The following is a 20,307-nucleotide window of genomic DNA, read 5'->3' as shown; positions in this document are numbered from 1 at the left end:
CGTGCGGGGGGACGCGTCGTCGGGATCGGGTGCAGACCCGATCCCGACGATCGACGGGCTGTCCGTGCCAGACGGGCACGAGCGGAAGTTCGCGCCGCCCAGAGCGCGCGGCGCCACCGTGAGCCGTCGACGACTGATCGAGCGCGCGCGAACCTCGCGGGCCGCGCTCGTGAGCCTCGTGGCCCCGGCGGGGTACGGGAAGTCGACGATGCTGCGCGAGTGGGCCGAGCTCGACGAGCGCCTGCTCGTCTGGGTCTCGCTCGACCGTTTCGACGACGACCCGGCGGCACTCGTCAACGTGCTGGCGGAGGCGTTCGACCATGCGCTGCCGGGCGACGAGCGGATCGCGGGCGTCGCCGCCCTGCCGATGACCGGTCCCGGAGTGCTGGGCCGGGCGGCCCCGCTCCTCGCCTCGGCGATCGAGCGGCTCGGCGTTCCGTTCGTCCTCGTGCTGGACGACGTGCACGAGGCCGACTCGCCGGACTGCCAGGACGTGCTCGAGGTCGCGCTCGCGCGCGTGCCCGAGGGGTCCCAGGTCGTGATGGCGAGCCGGCGCGTTCCGCCGTTCCTCTCGCGGCTCCGGCTCGGCGGTGACATCGTCGAGATCGGCGCCGACCACCTGCGGCTCGACGTCGACGACGCCCGCCAGGTCTTCGAGCTGCTCGACGCCGGCACCGACGACGCCGAGCTCCGACGGCTCGTCGAGCACACCGAGGGCTGGCCGACGGGCATCACGCTCGCCGCGCTGGTCGCCCGCGACGGCGGCGACCCGGTCGACGTCGGCGGCGACGACCGTTTCGTCGCCGACTACCTGTACCGCGCCTGCTACGCCGGGCTCGAGCCAGACGACCAGTCCTTCCTGCGGCGCACCGCCCTGCTCGAGCACCTCTCGGCCGGATGCTGCGACGCGGTGCTCGAACGCCACGACTCGCGTGCGCGACTACGGGATCTCGAACGACGCGGACTCTTCCTCGTGCCGATCGACCGCCGCCGCGGCGAGTACCGCTATCACCAGCTCTTCCGGGAGTTCCTGCTCGCGGAACTCGACCGAGTCGAGCCCGGCGCCGACACCGAGCTGCATCGTCGGGCCGCGCGCTGGTGCGAGGAGCACGATCACGTGCACCTCGCCATCGAGCACCTGCTCGCTGCCGGTGACCGCGCGCAGTCGGTGCGGCTCGTCGCCGAGCGCGGGCTCACGGCCTACCAGGCCGGCGAGCTCGCGGCCCTGACGCGCTGGATGCAGGAGCTCGGCGACGAGGCGATCGCCTCGTTCCCTCCCCTCGTCGTGCACGCAGGGCTCCGAGCCATCCTCGCGGGGCAGGCGGCCGAGGCCGATCGATGGGCGCGCATGTTCGACGCGATCGAGTACGACGCTCCGCCCGAGTTCGGGCTTCCGCAATACCACTCGGCGCGGGCGATGGTGCGGGTCATCATGTGGCGCGAGGGACTCGCCTCGGCCACCGAGGACGCCGCCTACGCGCTCGGCGCCGAGTCGCCGTCGAGCCTGTGGCGCGACCAGGCGCTGCACCTGTTCGGCTGGACGAAGCAGCTCGCCGGCGATGACGGCGGGGCGAAGCGCGCCTTCGAGCAGGCGACGGCTCAGGCCGAACTGTTCGGCAACGCCGACACGATCCTGCTGAGCGAAGCCGAGCTCGCCGTCATGGCGTTCGATCGGGGTGCGATCGATGAGGCCGCAGGCCATGCCGACCGGGCGATGAACGTCATCGAGTCCAGCAACATGCACGGCTACGCGACGACGATGCTCGCGCTCGCGGTCAGCGCCCGCATCGCGATCCGCCGGCGCGACCTCGCGACCGCCGAGCGCCTGCTCGTGAGCGCCATGCGAGATCGCGGGCTCTGCACGCATGTCATGCCGGTGTTCGCCGTCAAGGTGCGGCTCGAGCTCGCCCGGTCATTCGCCGCCCTGGGCCGGAACCCGACGGCCGCCCACCTGCTGCACGAGATCGACGAACTGCTGCGCGCGAGACCCGACCTCGGCACCCTGGTCGACGCCGTCGACGAGCTCCGCTCCTCGCTCGAGCATTCGCGCGAGGTGCTCGGCAGCTCGCCGCTCACGCCGGCCGAGCTGCGACTGCTGCCCTACCTGCAGACGCACCTCACGATCGCCGAGATCGGCGAGCGGCTGTTCGTCTCGCGCAACACGGTGAGCTCGCAGGTCGGCTCGATCTACCGCAAGCTGCAGGTCACCACGCGCGGCGCCGCCGTCGAGCGTGCCGGCGAACTCGGCCTCCTCGGTTGAGCGTCGGGACGGCGGTCGACGATCACGCGTCACCCGTGATGAACGTCTCGAGGTCGAGCCCGAGCGCGACCGCCAGGTGCTGCGCGGCGGCGACCGCTCGCGGCGCCCCGACGATCGGGACCACGCCGACGACCACGTGCACGAGCTCGGCCGTCGAAGCCCCCGCCCGGACGGCCGCGTCGGCCACTGCGGCGAACGAGGCGTCGGTGCCCCCCACGCCCGCCAGGGCACCGAGGCGCGAGAGCGCGAGCGACTTCGCCGTGAGCGAGCTGGTGTCGGGCTCGCCGAAGACCTCGCTCGAGAGCCGCTCGTCGGCGATGGCGAGTCGGCGCAGCGCTTCGATGTGGTCCATGGCGGGTGCTCCAATCGATGCCTTCGATCACACCGCGATTCGGCTCCGCCCGCATCACGCAGATCACGCGATCGCGTCGGCGGGTGGTCATCACACGATCTGCGTGATGCAGGTGATGGGTGGCGTCAGCACGATGGGAGCGGGTGCGGTTCCGCGTGCCCGACCGCCGGAGCGAAGCGCTCCGAGCCGAACTGCCGAGGGGGCGCGATCCATGGAAGATCTCGAATTCGGACCGGTCGAGCTGGTGCTCGCCGCATATGACGGCGATGCGCCGGATGCGGGCGTCGTGGAGGCGGTGCTCGACCTCGTCGAGGCCGGTACCGTGCGGCTCCTCGACCTCGTGCACGTCGCGCGCACGGCCGACGGCATCGAGTTCCTCGAGCTCGACGAGACGGGCATCGAGTTCGGCGAGATCGAACTGGCCGGCGAGGGCCTCGTCGGCGAAGACGACGTGAACGAGCTCGGCGGCCGCCTTCCGGTCGGCGCATCGGCGCTCCTGCTCGTCGTCGAACTGGTCTGGGCGAGGCACCTCGCGAGCAGGTTGCTCGCGGCCGGTGGTGTCGTCGTCGATTCGGTGCGGATCCCCGCACCGGTGGTCAATGCCGTGGTCGCGGAAGCGCGCGACGCGCTCTAGAGGGGGAGAAACGACGATGCCACTGTTGAGAAGGTTCGGTCGACCGGGTCTGATCGGAATGGCCGCGCGCACCGCGGTCGTCGCCGGAACGGCGACCGCCGTGAGCGGCGGGGTCATGCGGCACCAGCAGCGCAAGGCCGACGAGAAGTACGAGGCCCAGCAGTACGAGATGCAGCAGCAGGCCGCGATGTACCAGGCGCCGCCTCCGCCTCCGCCCGCCCCGGCGCCTGCCGCGGCACCGGCGGCCGGCGGCACCGACGTCGTCGCCGAACTGCAGCAGCTCGCGACGCTCAAGGAGCAGGGCGTGCTGAGCGACGCCGAGTTCGAGGCCGCCAAGGCCAAGCTGCTCGGCTGAGAACGAAGAGACAGGAAAGCTGAAATGACCGATACCGCATCTCGTTCCGTGATCGGGGCACAGCTCCCACCGGCTCGCACGCTGCCCTTCGCGCCGAAGGCGTCCGGCAGCATCGCCGGACGCACGCTCGGCGAATCGACGTACGCGCCGCTGCCCGCCGAGCGCCATCTCGGCGAGCAGGCGCCCAACGTCCTCGTCGTGCTCATCGACGACGCGGGGCCCGCTCTGCCCAAGCCGCTCGGCGGCGTCGTCGAGACGCCGACCCTCGACCGCATCCGTTCCGGCGGCATCGGGTTCAACCGGTTCCACACGACGGCGATGTGCTCGCCCACCCGTGCGTCGTTGCTCACGGGCCGCAACCACCACCGGGTCGGCAGCGGTCAGATCGCCGAGCTCGCGAACGACTGGGACGGCTACTCGGGCCACATCCCGAAGTCGAGTGCGACGATGGCGGAGGTCCTCCGCAACTACGGGTACTCGACCGGCGCTTGGGGCAAGTGGCACAACACGCCGGCTGAAGAGACCACGTCGGCCGGTCCGTACGACCGCTGGCCCACCGGCTACGGGTTCGAGTACTTCTACGGGTTCCTCGCGGGGGAGGCATCCCAGTACGAACCGAACCTCGTGCGCAACACGACCGGCGTGCTGCCGCCCAAGTCGCCCGAAGAGGGCTACCACCTGAGTGAGGACCTCGCCGACGACGCGATGCACTGGCTGCGCGACCACAAGGCGAACGCGCCCGACAAGCCCTTCTACATGTACTGGGCGACGGGCGCCATCCACGGGCCGCACCACATCATGAAGGAGTGGGCCGACAAGTACAAGGGCAAGTTCGACGACGGCTGGGACGCCTACCGCGAGACGGCGTTCGCCGGGGCCAAGGAGTCCGGCTGGATCCCCGACTCGGCCGAGCTCACCCCGCGACCCGAGAGCCTGCAGGGCTGGGACGACATCCCCGATCACCAGAAGCCGTTCCAGGCGCGCCTGATGGAGGTGTGCGCCGGCTTCGGCGAGCACGCCGACGTGCAGGCCGGCCGCCTCATCGACGAGATCGAGCGCCTCGGCTACCTCGACAACACGATCATCGTCTACATCTGGGGCGACAACGGGTCGTCGGGCGAGGGCCAGAACGGCACGATCAGCGAGCTGCTGGCGCAGAACATGATCCCCACGACGATCGACCAGCACATCGCCGCGCTCGAGGAGCTCGGCGGGCTCGACGCGCTCGGCACCCCTGCGACCGACAACCAGTACCACGCGGCGTGGGCGTGGGCGGGGTCGACGCCGTACCAGGGCATGAAGCTCATGGCCTCGCACCTCGGCGGCACCCGCAACCCGATGTTCGTGCAGTGGCCCGGCCGGATCGCGCACGACCCCGAGCCGCGCACCCAGTTCCACCACGTCATCGACGTCGTGCCGACGATCTACGAGATCCTCGGCATCTCGCACCCCGACATGGTGAACGGCATCCCGCAGGACCCGATCGACGGCACGAGCTTCGCGTACGCGATCGACGACCCGTCGGCCGACGGACGGCACCGGGTGCAGTACTTCGAGATCATGGCGAGCCGATCGATCTACTCAGACGGGTGGATCGCGTCTGCGACGGGGCCGCGCCTGCCGTGGGTGCCCGGGGCGCCTCCCGGCATCGCGACCTGGACTCCCGACGCCGACAAGTGGGAGCTCTACCACCTCGACGAGGACTGGAGCCAGGCGCGCGACCTCGCCGCGGAGCATCCCGAGAAGCTCGCGCAGTTGAAGGAGCTGTTCGCGATCGAGGCGGCCAAGAACGAAGTGCTGCCGGTCGGCGGCGGGCTCTGGGTTCCGGTCTACCACCCCGAGTTCCGGCTCGGCCCGGCCTACACCGAGTGGGAGCTGTCGGGCGATACCGTCCGCATCCCCGAGTTCTGCGCGCCGGCGCTCGGCAACAAGCCGAACACGGTCTCGATGCAGGTCGACCTGCCCGAGCAGGCGAACGGCGTGCTCTACAAGCTCGGCGGCGCCGGCGGCGGGCTCACGGCCTACCTCGTCGACGGCGTGCTGCACTACGAGTACAACCTGTTCCTGGTGCAGCGCACGATCATCGCCTCGGCCGAGCCGCTCGCGGCGGGCGAGGCGACGATCGAGATCGTGACCGACTACCTCGAGCCCCGGCCCGGCGGACCGCTCTCGGTCTCGCTGAAGGTGAACGGCGCCGAGGTCGGCTCGGGCACGGTGCCCGTCAGCGCGCCGCTGCTGTTCTCGGCGAACGACTGCCTCGACATCGGCCGCGCGTACGGCGGACCCGTCTCGCGGGCGTACTTCGACAAGATGCCCTTCGCCTTCGACGGTACGATCGACAGCGTCCATGTCGCGTACCACCTGCCGGCGAAGGCTTGAGTCCCACTGAACACGCAGAGAACTGACGAGTCCGCGATCGGCGCGGCATGAGCGGAACGCTTCAGGCATTCGCGCATGTCGTGCCGATCGCGGTCGCGGTCGCGGCGAGCTCCGTGCCGATCCTCGTCACGCTCTCCATCCTGCTGTCGCCGAACGGCGACCGGGTCGCCGGGCCGTTCCTCGCGGGATGGCTCGTCGGCATGACCGCGCTCGTCATCGGGTGCACGGCGCTCGCGCAGGTGCTGCCGCGCCAGGGGTCGCAGCGCGAGCCCGAGCAGGCCGTCGGCATCGCCGAGATCATCGTCGGCGCGCTCATCATCGTCGTCGCCATCGTGGGACGATTGCGCGCTCCGCGCACGCCCGCCGACCAGCCGCCGAAGTGGCTCGGGCGCATCAGCCGGCTCGGCCCGGGCGAGGCGTTCACGCTCGGCGCGGTGCTCAACATCCGGCCGAAGAGCCTGCTGCTCGTCGTCGCGGCGGCGCTCTCCATCCGCGGCGCCGGGCTCACGGCCGTGGAGTCGGTCGTGGTGATCGCGTGCTTCGTCGTCATCGGGGCCTCGACCGTCGCCGTGCCCATCGTCTCGGCGAAGGTCGCGCCCCGGCGCACCGCCCCCCGCCTCACGAGCATGCGCGACTGGATGTCGCGGAACAGCCGGTCGATCACGGGCCTGATCCTCGTCGTGATCGGCGTGTTCGTCATCGTCTCGGGCATCGGGCGGCTCTGACCCCGCGAGACCTCGCCGGGGCTGCGAATCACGCAACCTGAGTGATGCCTGTGCAGGTCGCGGCTCGGTACCGTGACGGCAACCGAGGCGACGCGCGGGTTCACTCCCGGGCGCCCGTCCAACCCCACAGGGAGGAACCGAAATGAGCGACACCGAAACCACCGGCTGGGTCGGCTGGGGATACTTCGCTGCGATCGTGCTGCTGATCGCGGGTATCTTCGACGCGATCTACGGACTCATGGCCATCATCGGCCCCGACAGCGCCTACTTCCTCACGAGCGAGAACCTGTTCATGATGAACGTCGCCGGGTGGGGCTGGTGGCACCTGATCATCGGCGCCTTCCTGATCATCACGTCGCTCGCGCTCTTCGGAGGCGCCACCTGGGCACGGGTCATCGCGATCATCCTCGCGATCGTCAACGCGATCGGGCAGCTCTTCCTGATTCCCGCCCAGCCCTGGCTGTCGATCATCCTGATCGTGCTCGACATCCTCGTGATCTACGCGCTGACGGTGCACGGACGCGAGCTGAAGGCCGCCGCGCGCTGAGTCGACGCCGGCGCCGGCCGGAGGAGCGCATCGGGACCCCGTGAGGGGCTCGGTGCGCTCCTTCGTCGTTCGGCCGTCAGCCGAGCGCCGGTGCGTGCTGCTCGAGGAACTCGTACACCTCGGTCTGGTCGACGCCGGGGAACGTGCCCGTCGGCAGCGCCGCGAGCAGCGATGTCGGAGTGCGCGCGGCCGGCCACGAGGCATCCGCCCACTTCTCGGCGAGGCCCGCGGGAGCCTGGCAGCACGACGGATCGGGGCAGCGAGAAACCGCACGATGCGGTGTCTCCCGGCCGCGGAACCACTTGACGTGCTCGAACGGCACGCCGACCGAGACCGAGTACTCGCCCTCCTTGGCCTTCTCGATGCGCGACGTGCACCAGAACGTGCCCGACGGCGTGTCGGTGTACTGGTACCAGGGGCTGAAGCGGTCGTCGACGTCGAAGACCGTGCGAGCGGTCCAGTTGCGGCAGACGGTGGTGCCCTCGACGGCGCCGAGTGCGTCGGAGGGGAACCGCACCCGGTCGTTCTCGTACGCCTTGATGATCGTGCCCGACTCGTGCACCTTCATGAAGTGCACGGGGATGTCGAGGCGGGCCGTCGCGAGGTTCGTGAACCGGTGCGACGCCGTCTCGTACGAGACCGCGAAGTGGTCGCGCAGCTCCTCCATCGAGATGCGCCGCAGGTTCTTCGCCTCGGTGAGGTAGCGCACCGCGGCCTGCTCGGGCAGCAGGATCGCTGCGGTCAGGTAGTTGGTCTCGATGCGCTGGCGCAGGAAGTCGCCGTAGCTCGCAGGCTCCTCGTGACCCAGCAGGTGGCTCGCGAGCGCCTGCAGGATGGGGGAGCGGGAGTCGCGCGACGGCGACTGCTGGGTCGGCAGGTAGATGCGGCCGTTGCGCTTGTCGGTCACCGAGCGGGTGGAGTGCGGCAGGTCGCCGACGTAGTGCAGCGAGTAGCCGAGGTGGGTCGCCATGTCGGCGACGAGCTGATGCGAGACCGGGCCCCCGGTGTGGCCGACGGCCTCGAGCAGCTCGGCCGCCTTCTGCTCGAGCTCGGGGTAGAAGTTGTCGCGGGCGCGCATCTCGGCGCGCAGCTCGGCGTTCGCCCGGCGCGCCTCCTCGGGGGTCGCGGCGCGCTCGCGGTGCAGGCGGTCGATCTCGTTGTGCAGCGCGAGGATCGTCTGCAGGGTCTGGTCGCTCATCGACTTCGCCACGCGGAACGGGTCGAGTCCGAGCGCCGAGAAGACCGGGCCCCGCTGGGCGCGTTCGACGGCGATCTCGAGGGCGGCCCGCTCGCTCGGCGCATCGGTGCGCAGCAGCTCGTCGACGCTCGTGCCGAGTGCGAGGGCGATCGTGCGCAGCATCGACAGTCGCGGCTCGCGCTTGCCGTTCTCGATCGCCGACACCTGGCTGGGCGCCCGGTCGATCGCGCGGGCCAGTTCGCCGAGCGTCATCCCTCGTGCGACCCGGCGCTCACGGATGCGGCGGCCGAGCGTGAGGGCGTCGAGCTCACCGGCCCCTTCGGGCGCGGCGGCGGGCGCGCCCGCCGGTTCGACGGGGGCGAGGTGCGCGCGATCGGCGGTGATCATGCCATCGATGGTCACACGCGCGCGGCGTTCCCGCAAACGGAAGAAGTTGCGAAGTTCTGCGAGACTCGGGACTTCGGCCCCGCTTCGGGCTCAATTTGGATGTCGCGCGCCGGAATAACCTCGAAACTACGCTATGCGCGCGATGATCTCGTCGGCGAGGTCGACCGCGGCGTAGCCGTCGGCGAGCGCCGCCATGAACGCCGCGTGCACCTGGGCACCTGGGACGACGACGCCGTCGAACTCGAGGTCGGGTGCGGCGCACGCGTCGTGCGCGACGGCGACGGCATGACCGCGGTCGGCGGCGGCGCGCACGGTCGCGTCGACGCACATGCTCGACATCATGCCCGCGACGACGAGGTCGACCGGGCTGATCGGGTCGCCCGGCGTCGCGGCGCTGCGGGCCAGCTCGTCGAGGCGCTCGGCGAGGTCGGTCTCGAGGAACGCGTTCGGATTCGACTTCGTGACGAGGGCTTCGTCCGCGCGCGGTGCGACGACCGGATGGATCTCGACGCCCGGCGTGCCCGGCTGGAAGAACGCGGCGTCGGGCGCGTCCCAGACGTGCTGCACGTGCACGACCGGCTCGCCGCGCTCGCGCCACGCGGCGAGCAGGCGCGCCGCTGCGGCGGCCGCGGCATCGGGGTCGACGAGCGGGTGCCGCCCGCCCGGGAAGTAGTCCTGCTGGATGTCGATGATGAGCAGCACGCGGGTCACCCGCCCACCGTAGCGCGACGGGTGGGTGCTCTCGACACGCGGTGCTCGCGTGTGCGCGGCGTGCGTCAGCCGAGCGCGCGCTCGCGCGACGCGAGCACCTCGGGCACGTGCCGCTCGGCCCAGTCGCGCAACGCGCCGATCGGCTCGAGCAGCGACTCGCCGAGCGGGGTGAGCGAGTACTCGACGCGGGGCGGCGAGTCGGCGAAGGCGCGGCGCTCGACGAGCCCGTCGCCCTCGAGCGCCCGGAGCGTCTCGGTGAGCACCTTCGGCGTGACCTCGCCGACGCGGGCGCGCAGCTCGGTGAATCGCAGGGTGCCGGCGCGCGAGAGCGCGAGGATGACGAACATGGTCCAGCGCTCGCCGATGCGCCCGAAGATGACCCGGCTCGGGCAGTCGGGCGCGAGCACGCTCCACGGCTCTGCGGTGATGGCGTTCGGCTCGGACATCGGACCCCCGTGCAGGTGCGGTTCCCCCGAGGGAACTTCCGTTGAAGTAACCGGCGACGCGTCCGTAGCGTCTCGGGCATGAGGATTCTACTGACCGGGGCGACCGGATACATCGGATCGGCCGTGCTCGACGAACTCGTCGGCGCGGGACACGACGTCGTCGCGGCCGTGCGCAGTGAGCGCGCGGCCGACGACGTCACCGTGCGCGGTGCGACCGCGGCGATCGGCGAACTGACGGATGCCTCGTGGCTCGCGCGTCGGCTCGACGGCGTCGACGCGGCGATCCACACCGCGGCGCCCGCCGCCGATGCGGCCGCGTTCGACAGGGCGATCGCGGAGGCGGTGCTCGACGCCTTCGCGGGCACCGGCCGCCGGTACGTGCACACCGGCGGCATCTGGGCGTACGGCGCGGGCGACGACCTCGACGACGACGCCGTGCCCAACCCGCCGGAACTGGTCGCGTGGCGGGTGCCGATCGAGGAGCGGCTGCTCGCGGCATCCGATGCGGTGACGGTCATCGCACCGGGCGTCGTCTACGGGCGCGGTCGCGGGCTCTCCGGGCTGGTCGTGGAGGCGCCGCGCGACGCCGCCGGCCGCCTCGAGCTCATCGGCGACGGGGACCAGCACTGGACGTGGGTGCACGTCGACGACCTCGCGCGCCTGTACCGGCTCGCGGTCGAGCACGAGTCAGGGCTCGGCCGGGTCGTCGGCAGCGACGGATCGCCGACGACCGTGCGCGAGGTCGCCGAGGCGGTCGTCGGTCGGGGAGGTGCCACGGGCGTCGTCGCTGAGGGCGCCGGGCGCTCGCGCTCGCGGCTCGGCGAGGCGTTCGCCGATGCGCTGCTCCTCGACCAGCGTGCATTCGGCGCGAAGGCCCGCGCACTCGGCTGGGTTCCGGAGCGCACGAGCGTGATCGACGAGATCGTCGCCGACGAGGCATCCGTCGCCTGACGGACGGGCCGCCCGGGTCGGGGACCCGGGCGGCCGATCACCCGCCTGCGGCCCCCGGCCGGCTCAGCCCTCGCGCGCGAGCACGGGCGCCGGCCCGCCGAGCATGTCGAGGTAGTGCACGTTGGTCATCACGCCGAGGACGTTGCCGAACGGGTCGACGACCGAGGCCGTGACGAAACCGGGGCCGTGCTCCGTGATCGGCATGAGGGGCGTCGCGCCGAGCTCGACGAGCCGCGCGACCGCCCGCTCCAGGTCGTCGACGTGCCAGTGCACGAGCGCGCCGCCGGTGCCGGCGCCGAGCCCCGCCGGCGCGAACCGGCGGTCGATGAACCCGAGTTCCTGCTGGTGGTCGCCGATGCGGAACTCGACGTAGGCCGGGCTCCCGTCGGGGCCGGGACGGCTGAAGTACGGCTCGATGCCGAGCACCTCGGTGTACCAGGCCGCGGCCGCGGCGGGGTCGTCGACGTAGCAGTTGATGGTGGCGATGCCTCGCAGCATGGGATTCTCCTCGTCCTCGGCGACCGGTCGTCGCCCTGATGAATCCATGATCGAACGCAGAAGTGCTCACCTCTTGACTACTTTTGCGACGAGAATCGGAACATGCGTGCAGACCGACTCGTCGCGACCCTCCTCGTCATGCAGGCGCGAGGCAGGGTCACCGCGAGGCAGCTCGCCGAGGAGCTCGAGATCTCGGTCGCCACGGCCCGCCGCGACCTCGAGGCGCTGTCGGCGGCCGGGATCCCCGTCTACCCGCAGCCGGGCCGGGGCGGCGGCTGGCAGCTCCTCGGCGAGGGCCGCACCGACCTCAGCGGCTTCACGGCGGCCGAGGCGCGAGCGCTGTTCCTCCTGTTCGGACCTCGCGCCGGTGAGAGCGAGGAGGCGCGCTCGGCCCTGCGCAAGGTGCTGCGGGCCCTGCCCGCGACGTTCCGCGCCGAGGCCGAGGCCGCCGCCGAGTCGATCGTCGTCGACTCCGGCGGGTGGGACGCGCCGGCGACCCGGCCGTCGCACCGGGTCGAGGTGCTGCAGGCGGCGGTGGTCGAGCGACGTGTCGTGCGCTTCACCTACACGCGCTGGGGCGGCGAGCCGGCGTCGCGCACCGTGCGCCCGCTCGGTCTCATCGACACGCGCGGCACGTGGTACCTGATCGCCGACCGGGTGCCGCACGACTCGGCGGACGTGGCGCCCGACGTCGCCGATCGACGGAGCTACCGCGTCGATCGCATGGCCGACGTCGAGGCGCTCGCCGAGCGGTTCGAGCCGCCCGCGGACTTCGACCTCGATGTCGCCTGGGCCGACCTGCGCGCCGCCGCGCAGCGCGCTCGCCGCCGCGTCGAGGCCGTCGTGCTCGTCGACCCGGCCGCGGCCGACGAGTTCCGCGGCTGGGTCGGGGGCCTCGTCGACGAGGAGGTCCACGACGACGTCGACGGCCCCGGCGACGTGCGCGACGGGCGGGTGCGGGTGCGCGTCGTCGCCCAGAGCGAGACGGTCCTCGTTCGACGACTCGCGGGCTGGGCTGCGGAGATCGAGGTCGTCGCACCCGTCGGACTCCGTGGACGACTCGCCCAGGTCGGCGTCGCCCTCACGGCGCGGTACCCCTGACCCGGCGGCGCTCGACGGCGGTCGGCCGGCGATGGGGACGGGTCCCCATTTCGCGCTGTCGGTGCCTCCTGCTTGGATGGAGCGGGGGACCGGGAACGACTCGGTACCGAAAATCCAGGGGAATCACACAGATGACTGCATCACGTCCGCTCGCCGCCGCCTCGTTCGCGCTGCTCGCGCTGCTCTTCACGGGTTGTGCCGCCACCGGCTCCGCCGACGACGCGAAGTCCGACTCGAAGGCCGACAGCGCCGAGGCTGCACCCGCCGCCGACCAGAGCAAGGAGGAGGCGTGCGAGATCGTCGAGGGCACCCTCACCGACCTGCAGTCGCTCTCGTCGGTCGACGCGAGCGACCCGACCGCCGCGCTCGAGGCGTTCAAGGGTGCCCAGGCCAAGGTTGGTGACGCGGCCGACCAGGTCTCGAACGCCGACGTCAAGCCCGCGCTCGACGGTGCCGCGACCGCCATGAACGAGTACGTCGAGTACGTCGACGGCATGCTCGCCGACCCGGCGAACGCCGACATCTCGGCGATGAGCGACCACCTCGAGTCGCTCACTACGAGCATCACGGAGCTCACCACGATCTGCGCGTAACGCACGGATTGCGGAGCGGGGGCGCACCTTCGGGTGCGCCCCCGCTTCCCGCATCTCAGGGATGCCTCGTGCCGGGCCCCTGTCGTCGGGCGATGCCACGACGACGAAGCGCACGCCCGCGGCATCCCGATCAGGCGTCGCCTGCCGCGTAGACGCGCTCGCCCTCGACGAAGGTCTGCAGCACGCGCGTCGCGCCGATCGCGTCGGCGGGCCCGGCGAAGGGGTCTCGGTCGAGCAGGGCGAGGTCGGCGAGCTTGCCGACCTCGATCGTGCCGGTCTCGTCGAGGTGGTTCACGTACGCCGACCCCGCCGTGTACGCGGTGAGCGAGGTCGCGAGGTCGATCGCCTGCTCGGGGAGGAACGGCGGGTACTCGCCCTCCTCCTCGCCCGGCGCCGACACCCGGTTCACCGCGACGTGGATCGCGGCGAGCGGGTTCGGCGTCGAGACCGACCAGTCGCTGCCTGCCGCGAGCACGGCGCCCGCGCGCAGCAGGTCGCCGAACGGGTACTGCCACGCGTCGCGCGGCGAGCCGAGGAACGGCAGCGTCAGATCGACCATCTGCGGCTCGAGCGCCGCCCACAGCGACTGCATGTTCGCGACCACGCCGAGCTCGCGGAATCGCGACACGTCGTCGGGGTGCACGACCTGCAGGTGCGCGATGTGGTGGCGGTGGTCGCTGCGGCCGTTGCGCGCGATCGCGTGCTCGACGGCGTCGAGGCACTCGCGCACCGCGCGGTCGCCGATCGCGTGGAAGTGCAGCTGGAAGCCGAGGGCGTCGAGCCGCGGGGCCGCCTCGTTCAGGATCTCGGGCGGCACGAACGAGATGCCCGAGTTGTCGGTCGCGTGGCCGTGGCCGTCGCAGTACGGCTCGAGCATCGAGGCCGTGAAGTTCTCGGCGACGCCGTCCTGCATGACCTTGATGCTCGTCGCGGCGAAGCGCCCGCCCCGGTAGCGCTCGCGGCGCTCGACGAGCGAGTCGATCTGCTCGAGGCCGCGCGTGCGGTCCCACCAGAGGGCGCCGACGACGCGGCCGGTGAGGGTGCCCGCGGCGGCCGCGGCGAGGTAGGCGAGCCCGGGGTCGTCGCCGACCCCGTAGTCGCCGACGATCGCATCCTGCCAGGCCGTGACGCCGAACGAGTGCAGGTAGCGCTGCCCCTCGAGCACGGCGTCGACGAGCTCGGCCGGCGTCGTCTCGGGGAGGTGGCGGCGAACGAGGTCCATCGCGCCCTCGTGCAGCGTCCCGGTCGGCTCGCCGGCGGCGTCGCGCTCGATGCGGCCGTCGGCGGGGTCGGGCGTGCCCCGGTCGATGCCGGCGAGACGCAGGGCCGCCGAGTTCACCCAGGCGCCGTGGCCGTCGCGGTTGGGCAGGAACGCCGGACGGTCGGGCAGCACCCGGTCGAGGGCCGCGGCGGTCGGCGTCCCGCCCGGGAAGGCCGACATCGACCATCCGCCGCCCTGCACCCACGAGGCATCCGGGTGCGACGCGGCGTACGCCGCGATCGTCTCGAGGTAGTCGGCCTCGCTCTCGCCGTCGCGCAGGTCGCAGCGCAGCATGTCGAGGCCGCCCCACACGGGGTGCACGTGCGCGTCCTGGAAGCCGGGCACGAGCAGGCGCCCGCCGAGGTCGACGACCTCGGTGCCCGGGCCGACGAGGTCGCGCACGTCGTGATCGGTGCCGACGGCGACGATGCGGCCGGCCCGCACGGCGACGGCCGTGGCGCGCGAACGCACCGTGTTCGCGGTGAAGACGGGGCCGCCGGTGAAGACGAGGTCGGCGTGGGGCATGGGCGAGTCCTTTCGTGGCGGCGGTGGGGTGATCGGGGCGGACGCCGAGGGAGCGCGACGAGCCGCGATGGTCTCGTCGCGCTCCCTCGTCGGTGCGGTGCGGCGGATCAGCCGCCGCTCATGGTGCGTGCGATGTCGGCGGCCGAGTCGCCGGCCCGGCGCAGCACGTACGCCACGAGACCGAGCGCGATGAGCGTGAGCACGAGCATGATCGTCGACACCGCGGCGATCTCGGGCCGCAGGCCGCTGCGCAGCGCGCTCAGCACGTAGACGGGCCACGGCGTCGTGCCCGACACCTGCACGAACGCGGCGATGACCGTGTTGTCGAGGCTCAACGTGAACGACAGCAGGAAGCCGGCCAGCACGGCGGGCATGGCGAGGGGCAGCGTCACGCGGCGGAACGTGTTGAACGGCTTCGCGTAGAGGTCGGCGGAGGCCTCCTCGAGCTGCGCGTCCTGGCCGACGAGGCGGGCCCGGACGAGGTACGACACGACCGCGACCGAGAACAGCGAATGGCCGACCACGAGGCGCACGATGCCGTCGTTGAAGATCGCGAGGCCGAGATCCTGGCCGAGGAACACCATCCACGGCAGCAGGGCGACGGCGTCGACGATCTCGGGGGTCACCGAGACGAGCAGCAGCAACCCGAGGAACCACCAGACCCACTTGCCGGGATGCCTCGCCATCGCGATGCCGGCGAGCGTGCCGAGCAGCGTCGCCACGATCGCCGCGATGAAGCCCGTCTGCACCGAGATCCAGACGGCGTCGCGGATCGCGGGCTTCGAGGCGATCGCGAGGAAGGAGTCGAAGCCGAAGGCCTGCCATGACACGAGGAGGCGGCCGACGTTGAACGACGACAGGATGATGACGACGATCGGCGCGAACAGGAACGCGAAGACCGCGACGCCCCACACGTTGAGCACGATGTCGGACCACGGGCGGCGTCGCCGGTGCTGCCGCACCGCGGCCGGGGTCGTGCCCGGGCCTTTCGACTGCTCCGGCGCCGGGGCCTGCTGCTGCGGCTGGGACTGCTGGACGGTCATGCGGAGACCTCCTCGTCGGCCGGCGCGGGCCGGGAGCGGATCGCCGCGATCGCCGTCGTCACCGGGCGAGCCGGTGCGGCGTTCGCCGCGTCGCCGATCACGAGCCGGTTGCGCGAGCGGAACGGCAGCGTCACGAGCCACACGACGAGCGCGCCGACGGCGACGGTCAGCATGATCACGATGATCAGGAGCACCGCCATCGCCGAGCCGAGCGCCCAGTTCTGCGCGGTCTGGAACTGGCTCGCCACGAGCTGGCCCACCATGTTGCCCTTCGCACCGCCGAGCACGGTCGCGGTGATGTAGTCGCCCATGAGCGGGATGAACACGAGCAGCACGCCCGCGACGACGCCCGGCCGGGCGAGCGGCAGGGTCACCCGGAAGAACGTCGTCCACTTGCCGGCGCCGAGGTCCTTCGAGGCCTCGCGCAGCGGTGGGCCGACCCGGTCGAACGCGACGAACAGCGGCAGGATCATGAGCGGCAGGTAGTTGTAGACCACGCCGAGCAGCACGGCCCCGCGGGTGTACAGGATGTCGAGCGGGCCGCCGATGAGCCCGACCTGCTGCAGCGTCGTCGACAGCCACCCCTCGGGTGCGAGGATGACCTGCCAGCCGATCGTGCGCACGAGGAAGTTGGTCCAGAACGGCACCATCACGAGCGCGACGAGGAGGCCCCGCCGGGCGGGCGACGCCTTGACCGCCATCCAGTACGCGACCGGCAGGCCGACCACGAGGCACAGCAGCGTGCCCGCGATGCCGACCCACAGCGTGTTCTGGAACGTCGCGAAGAAGGTCGGCGACATCGCCTCGGCGTAGCGGTCGAACGACAGCACGTCGTTCGCGTGCGTGCCGAAGATGCCCGGCTTGTAGCCGAAGCTGAACCAGATCACCATCGCGACGGGCGCGACGAAGAAGATCAGCAGCCACGCCCACGCGGGGATCGCGAGGGCGGCGCCGGACCTCTTACTCACCCGCCGCCGCCTTCGTCGCGTTCCAGATCTCGACGATGCGGGCCTGCGCCTCGGTGACCGCGCCCTCGTTCATGGTCTCGATCTGCTCGGGCGTGAAGAACACGAGGTCGAGCATCGGCAGCTCAGCGGCCTGCGCCGCCTCCTCGATGCCGGCGACGCCCGTGTGGTAGCCGATGTAGTCGAGCTCGGCGAGCGAGTTCTCGGGGTCGAGCACGTAGTTGATGAACGCGTGCGCGGCCTCGGGGTTCGGCGCACCGGTCGGGATCGCCCAGTTGTCCATCCAGATCTCGGTGTCGGGCGAACCGAGCACCCACTGCCAGCGGTCGGGGTCGCCCGACTCGAGGATGCCGATGCGGGCGTCGCCGTTCCACGCCTGCAGCAGTGCGTGCGTCGCCTGCGGGATGGCCGCACCGCCCGGGTAGGAGTCGAAGGCCGACACGTGCGGGGCGAGGGTGTTGACGAGGTAGTCCTCGGCGGCGTCGAGCTCGGCGGGGTCGGTCGTGTTCCAGTCGACGCCGTTCGCCCAGAAGTAGAGGCCGGTGAGCTCGGCGGGGTCGTCGAGGAGCGACGTCTTGCCGCTCGCCTCGTTCTGCGCGGCGTCGAGGAAGTCGTTCCAGTCCTTGAGCTCGCGCGTGATGACGGTCTTGTCGTAGACGAAGCCGGTCGTGCCCCACGCCTTGCAGATCGAGTAGTCGTTCTCGGGGTCCCATGCGCGGCCGACGAAGGCGGCGTCCATGTGCTCGAGGTTCGGGATGAGGTCGTGGTTGAGCTTCTGCAGCAGGCCGTTCTCGACCATCTGCGGGATGAACGTGCCGGTCGGCACGACGATGTCGAAGCCGCTCGTGCCCTTCGCGGCGACGAGCTTCGAGATCATCTCCTCGTTCGAGTTGAACGAGCTCAGCGTGATCTTCGGTCCGAGCTCCGAGGTGAACGCCTCGAGCACGTCGGGCGCGTCGTAGTCGCCCCACGTGTACATCGAGAGCTTCGACTCGAGCGGGCCGCCGGTCGCGACGGGGGCGGCCTGGGTGCCGCCCGTCGAGCACGCGGCGAGGAAGCCGGTCGCGCCGGCGGCCGCGGCGAAGCTCAGGAACCGGCGGCGGTTGAGCTCGCGGCCGATGACCTTCGCGGCGCTCTCGTGAGCGAGGATGCGGACGGTGGGGAGGGAATCGGTCATCGGAGTCTCCTGGTGATGGGAAGGGATCGCGGTTCAGGGGTGGAGGTCGCAGACGTGCGCACGGCGACGGGATGCCTCGTGGCCGGCGCTGCGGGCCGGCTCAGGCCGTCGGCGGGGCGACGTAGCCGCCCGCGCTCGCCGCATCGTCGGCGGGGAACAGCAGCACGCTCTCGGCGCGCCACGAGCACTCGACGGGGTCGCCGACGGTGAGGTTCGGCGCCTCGGGGGTGGGGCGGCGCACGATGAGGCTCTGGTCGTCGCCGAGCCGCACGAGGTACTGCATGGTCTCGCCGAGGTGCGAGACCCCGAGCAGCGTGCCGCGCGCGAGGTTGACCTCGGCCGAGGCATCCGACCGGGCCGCGGCGATCTCGACGAACTCGGGCCGCACCGCGGCCTGGCCGTTCGCGAGCCCCGCGAGCTCGGGCGCCGTACCGCGCACGAGCGCGTGGGTCGATGCGACGGCCGCGCCGCCCTCGGCGACCTCGCCGCGGAAGAAGTTCTGCTGGCCGACGAACGCCGCGACGTAGGCCGAAGCGGGCCGCGCGTAGACGGTGTCGGCGTCGGCGAGCTGCTCGATGCGGCCGTCGCGCATGATCGCGATGCGGTCGCTCATCGAGAGGGCCTCGCCCTGGTCGTGGGTGACGAACACGAACGTGATGCCGAGGCGCGACTGCAGGAGCTTCAGTTCGAGCTGCATCTCTTCGCGCAGCTGACGGTCGAGCGCACCGAGCGGCTCGTCGAGGAGCAGCACCGACGGACGGTTCACGAGTGCGCGCGCGAGCGCGATGCGCTGCTGCTGTCCGCCCGAGAGCTGGGTCGGCTTGCGGTCGGCGAATCGGCGCATCTGCACGAGGTCGAGCGCCTCGACCACGCGGTCGCGCACCTCCGACCTCGGCGTGCGGCGCTGCTGCAGGCCGTAGGCGACGTTCTCCGCGACCGACATGTGCGGGAAGAGCGCGTAGGCCTGGAACACCGTGTTCACGTCGCGGCGGTAGGGCGGCACGCCGAGCACCGAACGGCCCGAGACGCGGATGTCGCCGGCGTCGGGCTGCTCGAACCCGGCGATCATGCGCAGCGTCGTGGTCTTGCCGCAGCCCGAGGGGCCGAGCAGCGAGATGAACTCGCCCGCTTCGATCGTGAGCGACATGCCGTCGACCGCGGTCGCGTTGCCGTAGCGCTTCGTGACGGCATCGACGACGACCGTGCCGGGCGCCTCGCCGGTCGTGGAAGTGGTCGGCTTGGACTCGATCGTGGCTGCGCTGGTCACGGTGCGGCACCTCTTTCACTCGGACGCCTCGTCGCGTTCGTCGCCATTCAATCCGCGCACCCGACCGGACGCAAACGCGCGACGCCCGAACTGGACGAACCAGACGAACCCGCGACCGGCATCGGACAGACCGTCCGGTCGGTGCCCGGACGGTCGGTGGTGCGGAATGCCCGGGCGGCGTCGGGGCTCGCGGTGATACGCGCACCGTGCCGCCCGGGCCGTCGGTTCAGGCGCCGGGTGTCGCGCTGCGTTCCTCGAGCTCGCGCCGGCGCGCACGCTGCTGGACGCGGCCCGCGAGGAGCACGCAGCCCACCGCCACGAGGTAGGCGCCCGCGACCGTGCCGCCGCCGAGCTGCGAGAGGAAGAGCAGCGGCACCTGGACGAAGGGCAGGGCGATCGCGAGCCAGAGGCCGACCCGGCGTGCGCGTACGAGCGAGACGCACAGTGCGATCGAGCCGATGAGCCACAGCGCATTGGCCGCCATCGCCACGATCGGGAAGAACTCGAGGTCGACGCCGTTCACGGCACTCGTGATGGTGCCGACGGTGAGCAGGACCGTGCCGACGGCGGCGACGATCGCGCCCCAGCTCGATCCGGCGTACCGGGCCAGTCCGAGGAAGAGCACCGCGAGCGCCCAGAGGCTGACCGTGAACATCGCGAGGATGACCCGGGTCCGCGGATCGATCGTCGGATCCTCGTCCTGCGGGAAGAGGATCTGCAACGTGCCGATCACGATCGACAGGGCTCCGGCGGTGAGGGCGGCGGCGCCCGCGAGGCGGTGGCCGACGCGGCCGGGCCGGGGGTAGGCGGCGCCGGCGGGCCGCGTGCCGGCCGTGGGACGCGGCGATGGGCGGAGCTCCCGGTCGGGCGCTGATCCGGATTCGGTGAGGGGTGCCATGGTCGGCCTTCCGTTCGAGTTCGAGGCCGGCACG

At 71.7% G+C, this 20,307-nt stretch carries 20 protein-coding genes; 9 read left to right on the top strand and 11 right to left on the bottom strand.

Going from position 1 to position 20,307, the window contains the following annotated elements:
- The first annotated feature begins 118 nt into the window (after positions 1-118).
- Positions 119-2,260 (top strand): AAA family ATPase, encoded by a 2,142-nt coding sequence (locus LR269_RS17975; RefSeq protein WP_231432121.1) that lies wholly within the window; start codon positions 119-121, stop codon positions 2,258-2,260.
- A gap of 22 nt (positions 2,261-2,282) precedes the next feature.
- Here LR269_RS17975 and LR269_RS17970 read toward each other — a convergent pair whose 3' ends face one another.
- Entirely contained in the window at positions 2,283-2,612 is a 330-nt protein-coding gene (locus tag LR269_RS17970; RefSeq protein WP_231432120.1) for a hypothetical protein, read from the bottom strand.
- Positions 2,613-2,823: 211 nt separating this feature from the next.
- Between LR269_RS17970 and LR269_RS17965 the strand changes: the two genes are divergently transcribed.
- From LR269_RS17965 to LR269_RS17945, 5 genes are all read left to right on the top strand, one after another.
- Complete coding sequence (locus LR269_RS17965; RefSeq protein ID WP_231432119.1) at positions 2,824-3,246, top strand: DUF6325 family protein; 423 nt, start codon at positions 2,824-2,826, stop codon at positions 3,244-3,246.
- Between the two features lie 58 nt (positions 3,247-3,304).
- Positions 3,305-3,601, top strand: coding sequence for an SHOCT domain-containing protein (locus LR269_RS17960; RefSeq protein ID WP_231432118.1), 297 nt, complete (start codon positions 3,305-3,307; stop codon positions 3,599-3,601).
- Positions 3,602-3,625: 24 nt separating this feature from the next.
- Positions 3,626-5,980 (top strand): arylsulfatase, encoded by a 2,355-nt coding sequence (locus tag LR269_RS17955; RefSeq protein ID WP_231432117.1) that lies wholly within the window; start codon positions 3,626-3,628, stop codon positions 5,978-5,980.
- 47 nt (positions 5,981-6,027) lie between these two features.
- A complete protein-coding gene (locus tag LR269_RS17950) occupies positions 6,028-6,705 on the top strand; it encodes a GAP family protein (RefSeq protein ID WP_231432116.1) in 678 nt (225 codons plus the stop codon).
- A 142-nt stretch (positions 6,706-6,847) separates the two neighbouring features.
- Entirely contained in the window at positions 6,848-7,252 is a 405-nt protein-coding gene (locus LR269_RS17945) for a hypothetical protein (protein WP_231432115.1), read from the top strand.
- Between the two features lie 76 nt (positions 7,253-7,328).
- Here LR269_RS17945 and LR269_RS17940 read toward each other — a convergent pair whose 3' ends face one another.
- From LR269_RS17940 to LR269_RS17930, 3 genes are all read right to left on the bottom strand, one after another.
- The gene (locus tag LR269_RS17940) at positions 7,329-8,837 is read right to left on the bottom strand and encodes an XRE family transcriptional regulator (RefSeq protein WP_231432114.1); all 1,509 of its coding nucleotides are present in this window, start codon (positions 8,835-8,837) and stop codon (positions 7,329-7,331) included.
- Positions 8,838-8,963: 126 nt separating this feature from the next.
- A complete protein-coding gene (locus LR269_RS17935) occupies positions 8,964-9,548 on the bottom strand; it encodes a cysteine hydrolase family protein (protein ID WP_231432113.1) in 585 nt (194 codons plus the stop codon).
- 65 nt (positions 9,549-9,613) lie between these two features.
- Positions 9,614-9,994, bottom strand: a complete 381-nt coding sequence (locus LR269_RS17930) for a helix-turn-helix domain-containing protein (RefSeq protein ID WP_231432112.1) — start codon at positions 9,992-9,994, stop codon at positions 9,614-9,616.
- Between the two features lie 78 nt (positions 9,995-10,072).
- Here LR269_RS17930 and LR269_RS17925 point away from each other — a divergent pair, with 78 nt between their 5' ends.
- Positions 10,073-10,945 (top strand): NAD-dependent epimerase/dehydratase family protein, encoded by an 873-nt coding sequence (locus LR269_RS17925; protein WP_231432111.1) that lies wholly within the window; start codon positions 10,073-10,075, stop codon positions 10,943-10,945.
- 63 nt (positions 10,946-11,008) lie between these two features.
- Here the strand turns inward: LR269_RS17925 and LR269_RS17920 are convergent, their stop codons facing one another.
- Entirely contained in the window at positions 11,009-11,443 is a 435-nt protein-coding gene (locus tag LR269_RS17920; RefSeq protein WP_231432110.1) for a VOC family protein, read from the bottom strand.
- 102 nt (positions 11,444-11,545) lie between these two features.
- Between LR269_RS17920 and LR269_RS17915 the strand changes: the two genes are divergently transcribed.
- Both LR269_RS17915 and LR269_RS17910 read left to right on the top strand, forming a co-directional pair.
- Positions 11,546-12,544 (top strand): YafY family protein, encoded by a 999-nt coding sequence (locus LR269_RS17915; RefSeq protein ID WP_231432109.1) that lies wholly within the window; start codon positions 11,546-11,548, stop codon positions 12,542-12,544.
- Positions 12,545-12,675: 131 nt separating this feature from the next.
- Positions 12,676-13,137 carry a hypothetical protein gene (locus LR269_RS17910; protein ID WP_231432108.1) on the top strand — a complete coding sequence of 154 codons (462 nt, stop codon included), beginning with the start codon at positions 12,676-12,678 and terminating at the stop codon, positions 13,135-13,137.
- 130 nt (positions 13,138-13,267) lie between these two features.
- On the opposite strand, the gene LR269_RS17905 is transcribed toward LR269_RS17910, so the two are convergent.
- The 6 genes from LR269_RS17905 to LR269_RS17880 form a co-directional block, all read right to left on the bottom strand.
- Positions 13,268-14,923, bottom strand: a complete 1,656-nt coding sequence (locus LR269_RS17905; protein ID WP_231432107.1) for an amidohydrolase — start codon at positions 14,921-14,923, stop codon at positions 13,268-13,270.
- A gap of 107 nt (positions 14,924-15,030) precedes the next feature.
- Positions 15,031-15,966, bottom strand: a complete 936-nt coding sequence (locus LR269_RS17900; protein WP_231432106.1) for an ABC transporter permease — start codon at positions 15,964-15,966, stop codon at positions 15,031-15,033.
- A complete protein-coding gene (locus LR269_RS17895; RefSeq protein ID WP_231432105.1) occupies positions 15,963-16,934 on the bottom strand; it encodes an ABC transporter permease in 972 nt (323 codons plus the stop codon). Before LR269_RS17895 ends, LR269_RS17900 begins: the two co-directional genes overlap by 4 nt.
- Complete coding sequence (locus LR269_RS17890; protein WP_231432104.1) at positions 16,927-18,108, bottom strand: spermidine/putrescine ABC transporter substrate-binding protein; 1,182 nt, start codon at positions 18,106-18,108, stop codon at positions 16,927-16,929. The genes LR269_RS17895 and LR269_RS17890 overlap by 8 nt, the downstream gene beginning before the upstream one ends.
- 100 nt (positions 18,109-18,208) lie before the next feature.
- Positions 18,209-19,375: an ABC transporter ATP-binding protein gene (locus LR269_RS17885; protein ID WP_231432103.1), complete on the bottom strand. Its 1,167-nt coding sequence runs from the start codon at positions 19,373-19,375 to the stop codon at positions 18,209-18,211.
- Between the two features lie 226 nt (positions 19,376-19,601).
- Complete coding sequence (locus LR269_RS17880; protein ID WP_231432102.1) at positions 19,602-20,273, bottom strand: hypothetical protein; 672 nt, start codon at positions 20,271-20,273, stop codon at positions 19,602-19,604.
- Positions 20,274-20,307 lie beyond the last annotated feature (34 nt).

It is taken from the genome of Agromyces sp. S2-1-8 (assembly GCF_021129215.1).
Taxonomy (GTDB): Bacteria; Actinomycetota; Actinomycetes; order Actinomycetales; family Microbacteriaceae; genus Agromyces; species Agromyces chromiiresistens.
This window is presented reverse-complemented; position numbering and strand designations above follow the sequence as displayed.

Excerpts from the sequence above, each read along its gene's own strand:
- LR269_RS17930 (WP_231432112.1), bottom strand. The coding sequence starts at position 9,994 with ATGTCCGAGCCGAACGCCATCACCGCAGAGCCGTGGAGCGTGCTCGCG.
- LR269_RS17950 (WP_231432116.1), top strand. The coding sequence starts at position 6,028 with ATGAGCGGAACGCTTCAGGCATTCGCGCATGTCGTGCCGATCGCGGTC.
- LR269_RS17920 (WP_231432110.1), bottom strand. The coding sequence starts at position 11,443 with ATGCTGCGAGGCATCGCCACCATCAACTGCTACGTCGACGACCCCGCC.
- LR269_RS17905 (WP_231432107.1), bottom strand. The coding sequence starts at position 14,923 with ATGCCCCACGCCGACCTCGTCTTCACCGGCGGCCCCGTCTTCACCGCG.
- LR269_RS17960 (WP_231432118.1), top strand. The coding sequence starts at position 3,305 with ATGGCCGCGCGCACCGCGGTCGTCGCCGGAACGGCGACCGCCGTGAGC.
- LR269_RS17910 (WP_231432108.1), top strand. The coding sequence starts at position 12,676 with ATGACTGCATCACGTCCGCTCGCCGCCGCCTCGTTCGCGCTGCTCGCG.
- LR269_RS17890 (WP_231432104.1), bottom strand. The coding sequence starts at position 18,108 with ATGACCGATTCCCTCCCCACCGTCCGCATCCTCGCTCACGAGAGCGCC.
- LR269_RS17900 (WP_231432106.1), bottom strand. The coding sequence starts at position 15,966 with ATGACCGTCCAGCAGTCCCAGCCGCAGCAGCAGGCCCCGGCGCCGGAG.
- LR269_RS17970 (WP_231432120.1), bottom strand. The coding sequence starts at position 2,612 with ATGGACCACATCGAAGCGCTGCGCCGACTCGCCATCGCCGACGAGCGG.
- LR269_RS17880 (WP_231432102.1), bottom strand. The coding sequence starts at position 20,273 with ATGGCACCCCTCACCGAATCCGGATCAGCGCCCGACCGGGAGCTCCGC.
- LR269_RS17940 (WP_231432114.1), bottom strand. The coding sequence starts at position 8,837 with ATGATCACCGCCGATCGCGCGCACCTCGCCCCCGTCGAACCGGCGGGC.
- LR269_RS17955 (WP_231432117.1), top strand. The coding sequence starts at position 3,626 with ATGACCGATACCGCATCTCGTTCCGTGATCGGGGCACAGCTCCCACCG.
- LR269_RS17965 (WP_231432119.1), top strand. The coding sequence starts at position 2,824 with ATGGAAGATCTCGAATTCGGACCGGTCGAGCTGGTGCTCGCCGCATAT.
- LR269_RS17915 (WP_231432109.1), top strand. The coding sequence starts at position 11,546 with ATGCGTGCAGACCGACTCGTCGCGACCCTCCTCGTCATGCAGGCGCGA.
- LR269_RS17945 (WP_231432115.1), top strand. The coding sequence starts at position 6,848 with ATGAGCGACACCGAAACCACCGGCTGGGTCGGCTGGGGATACTTCGCT.
- LR269_RS17925 (WP_231432111.1), top strand. The coding sequence starts at position 10,073 with ATGAGGATTCTACTGACCGGGGCGACCGGATACATCGGATCGGCCGTG.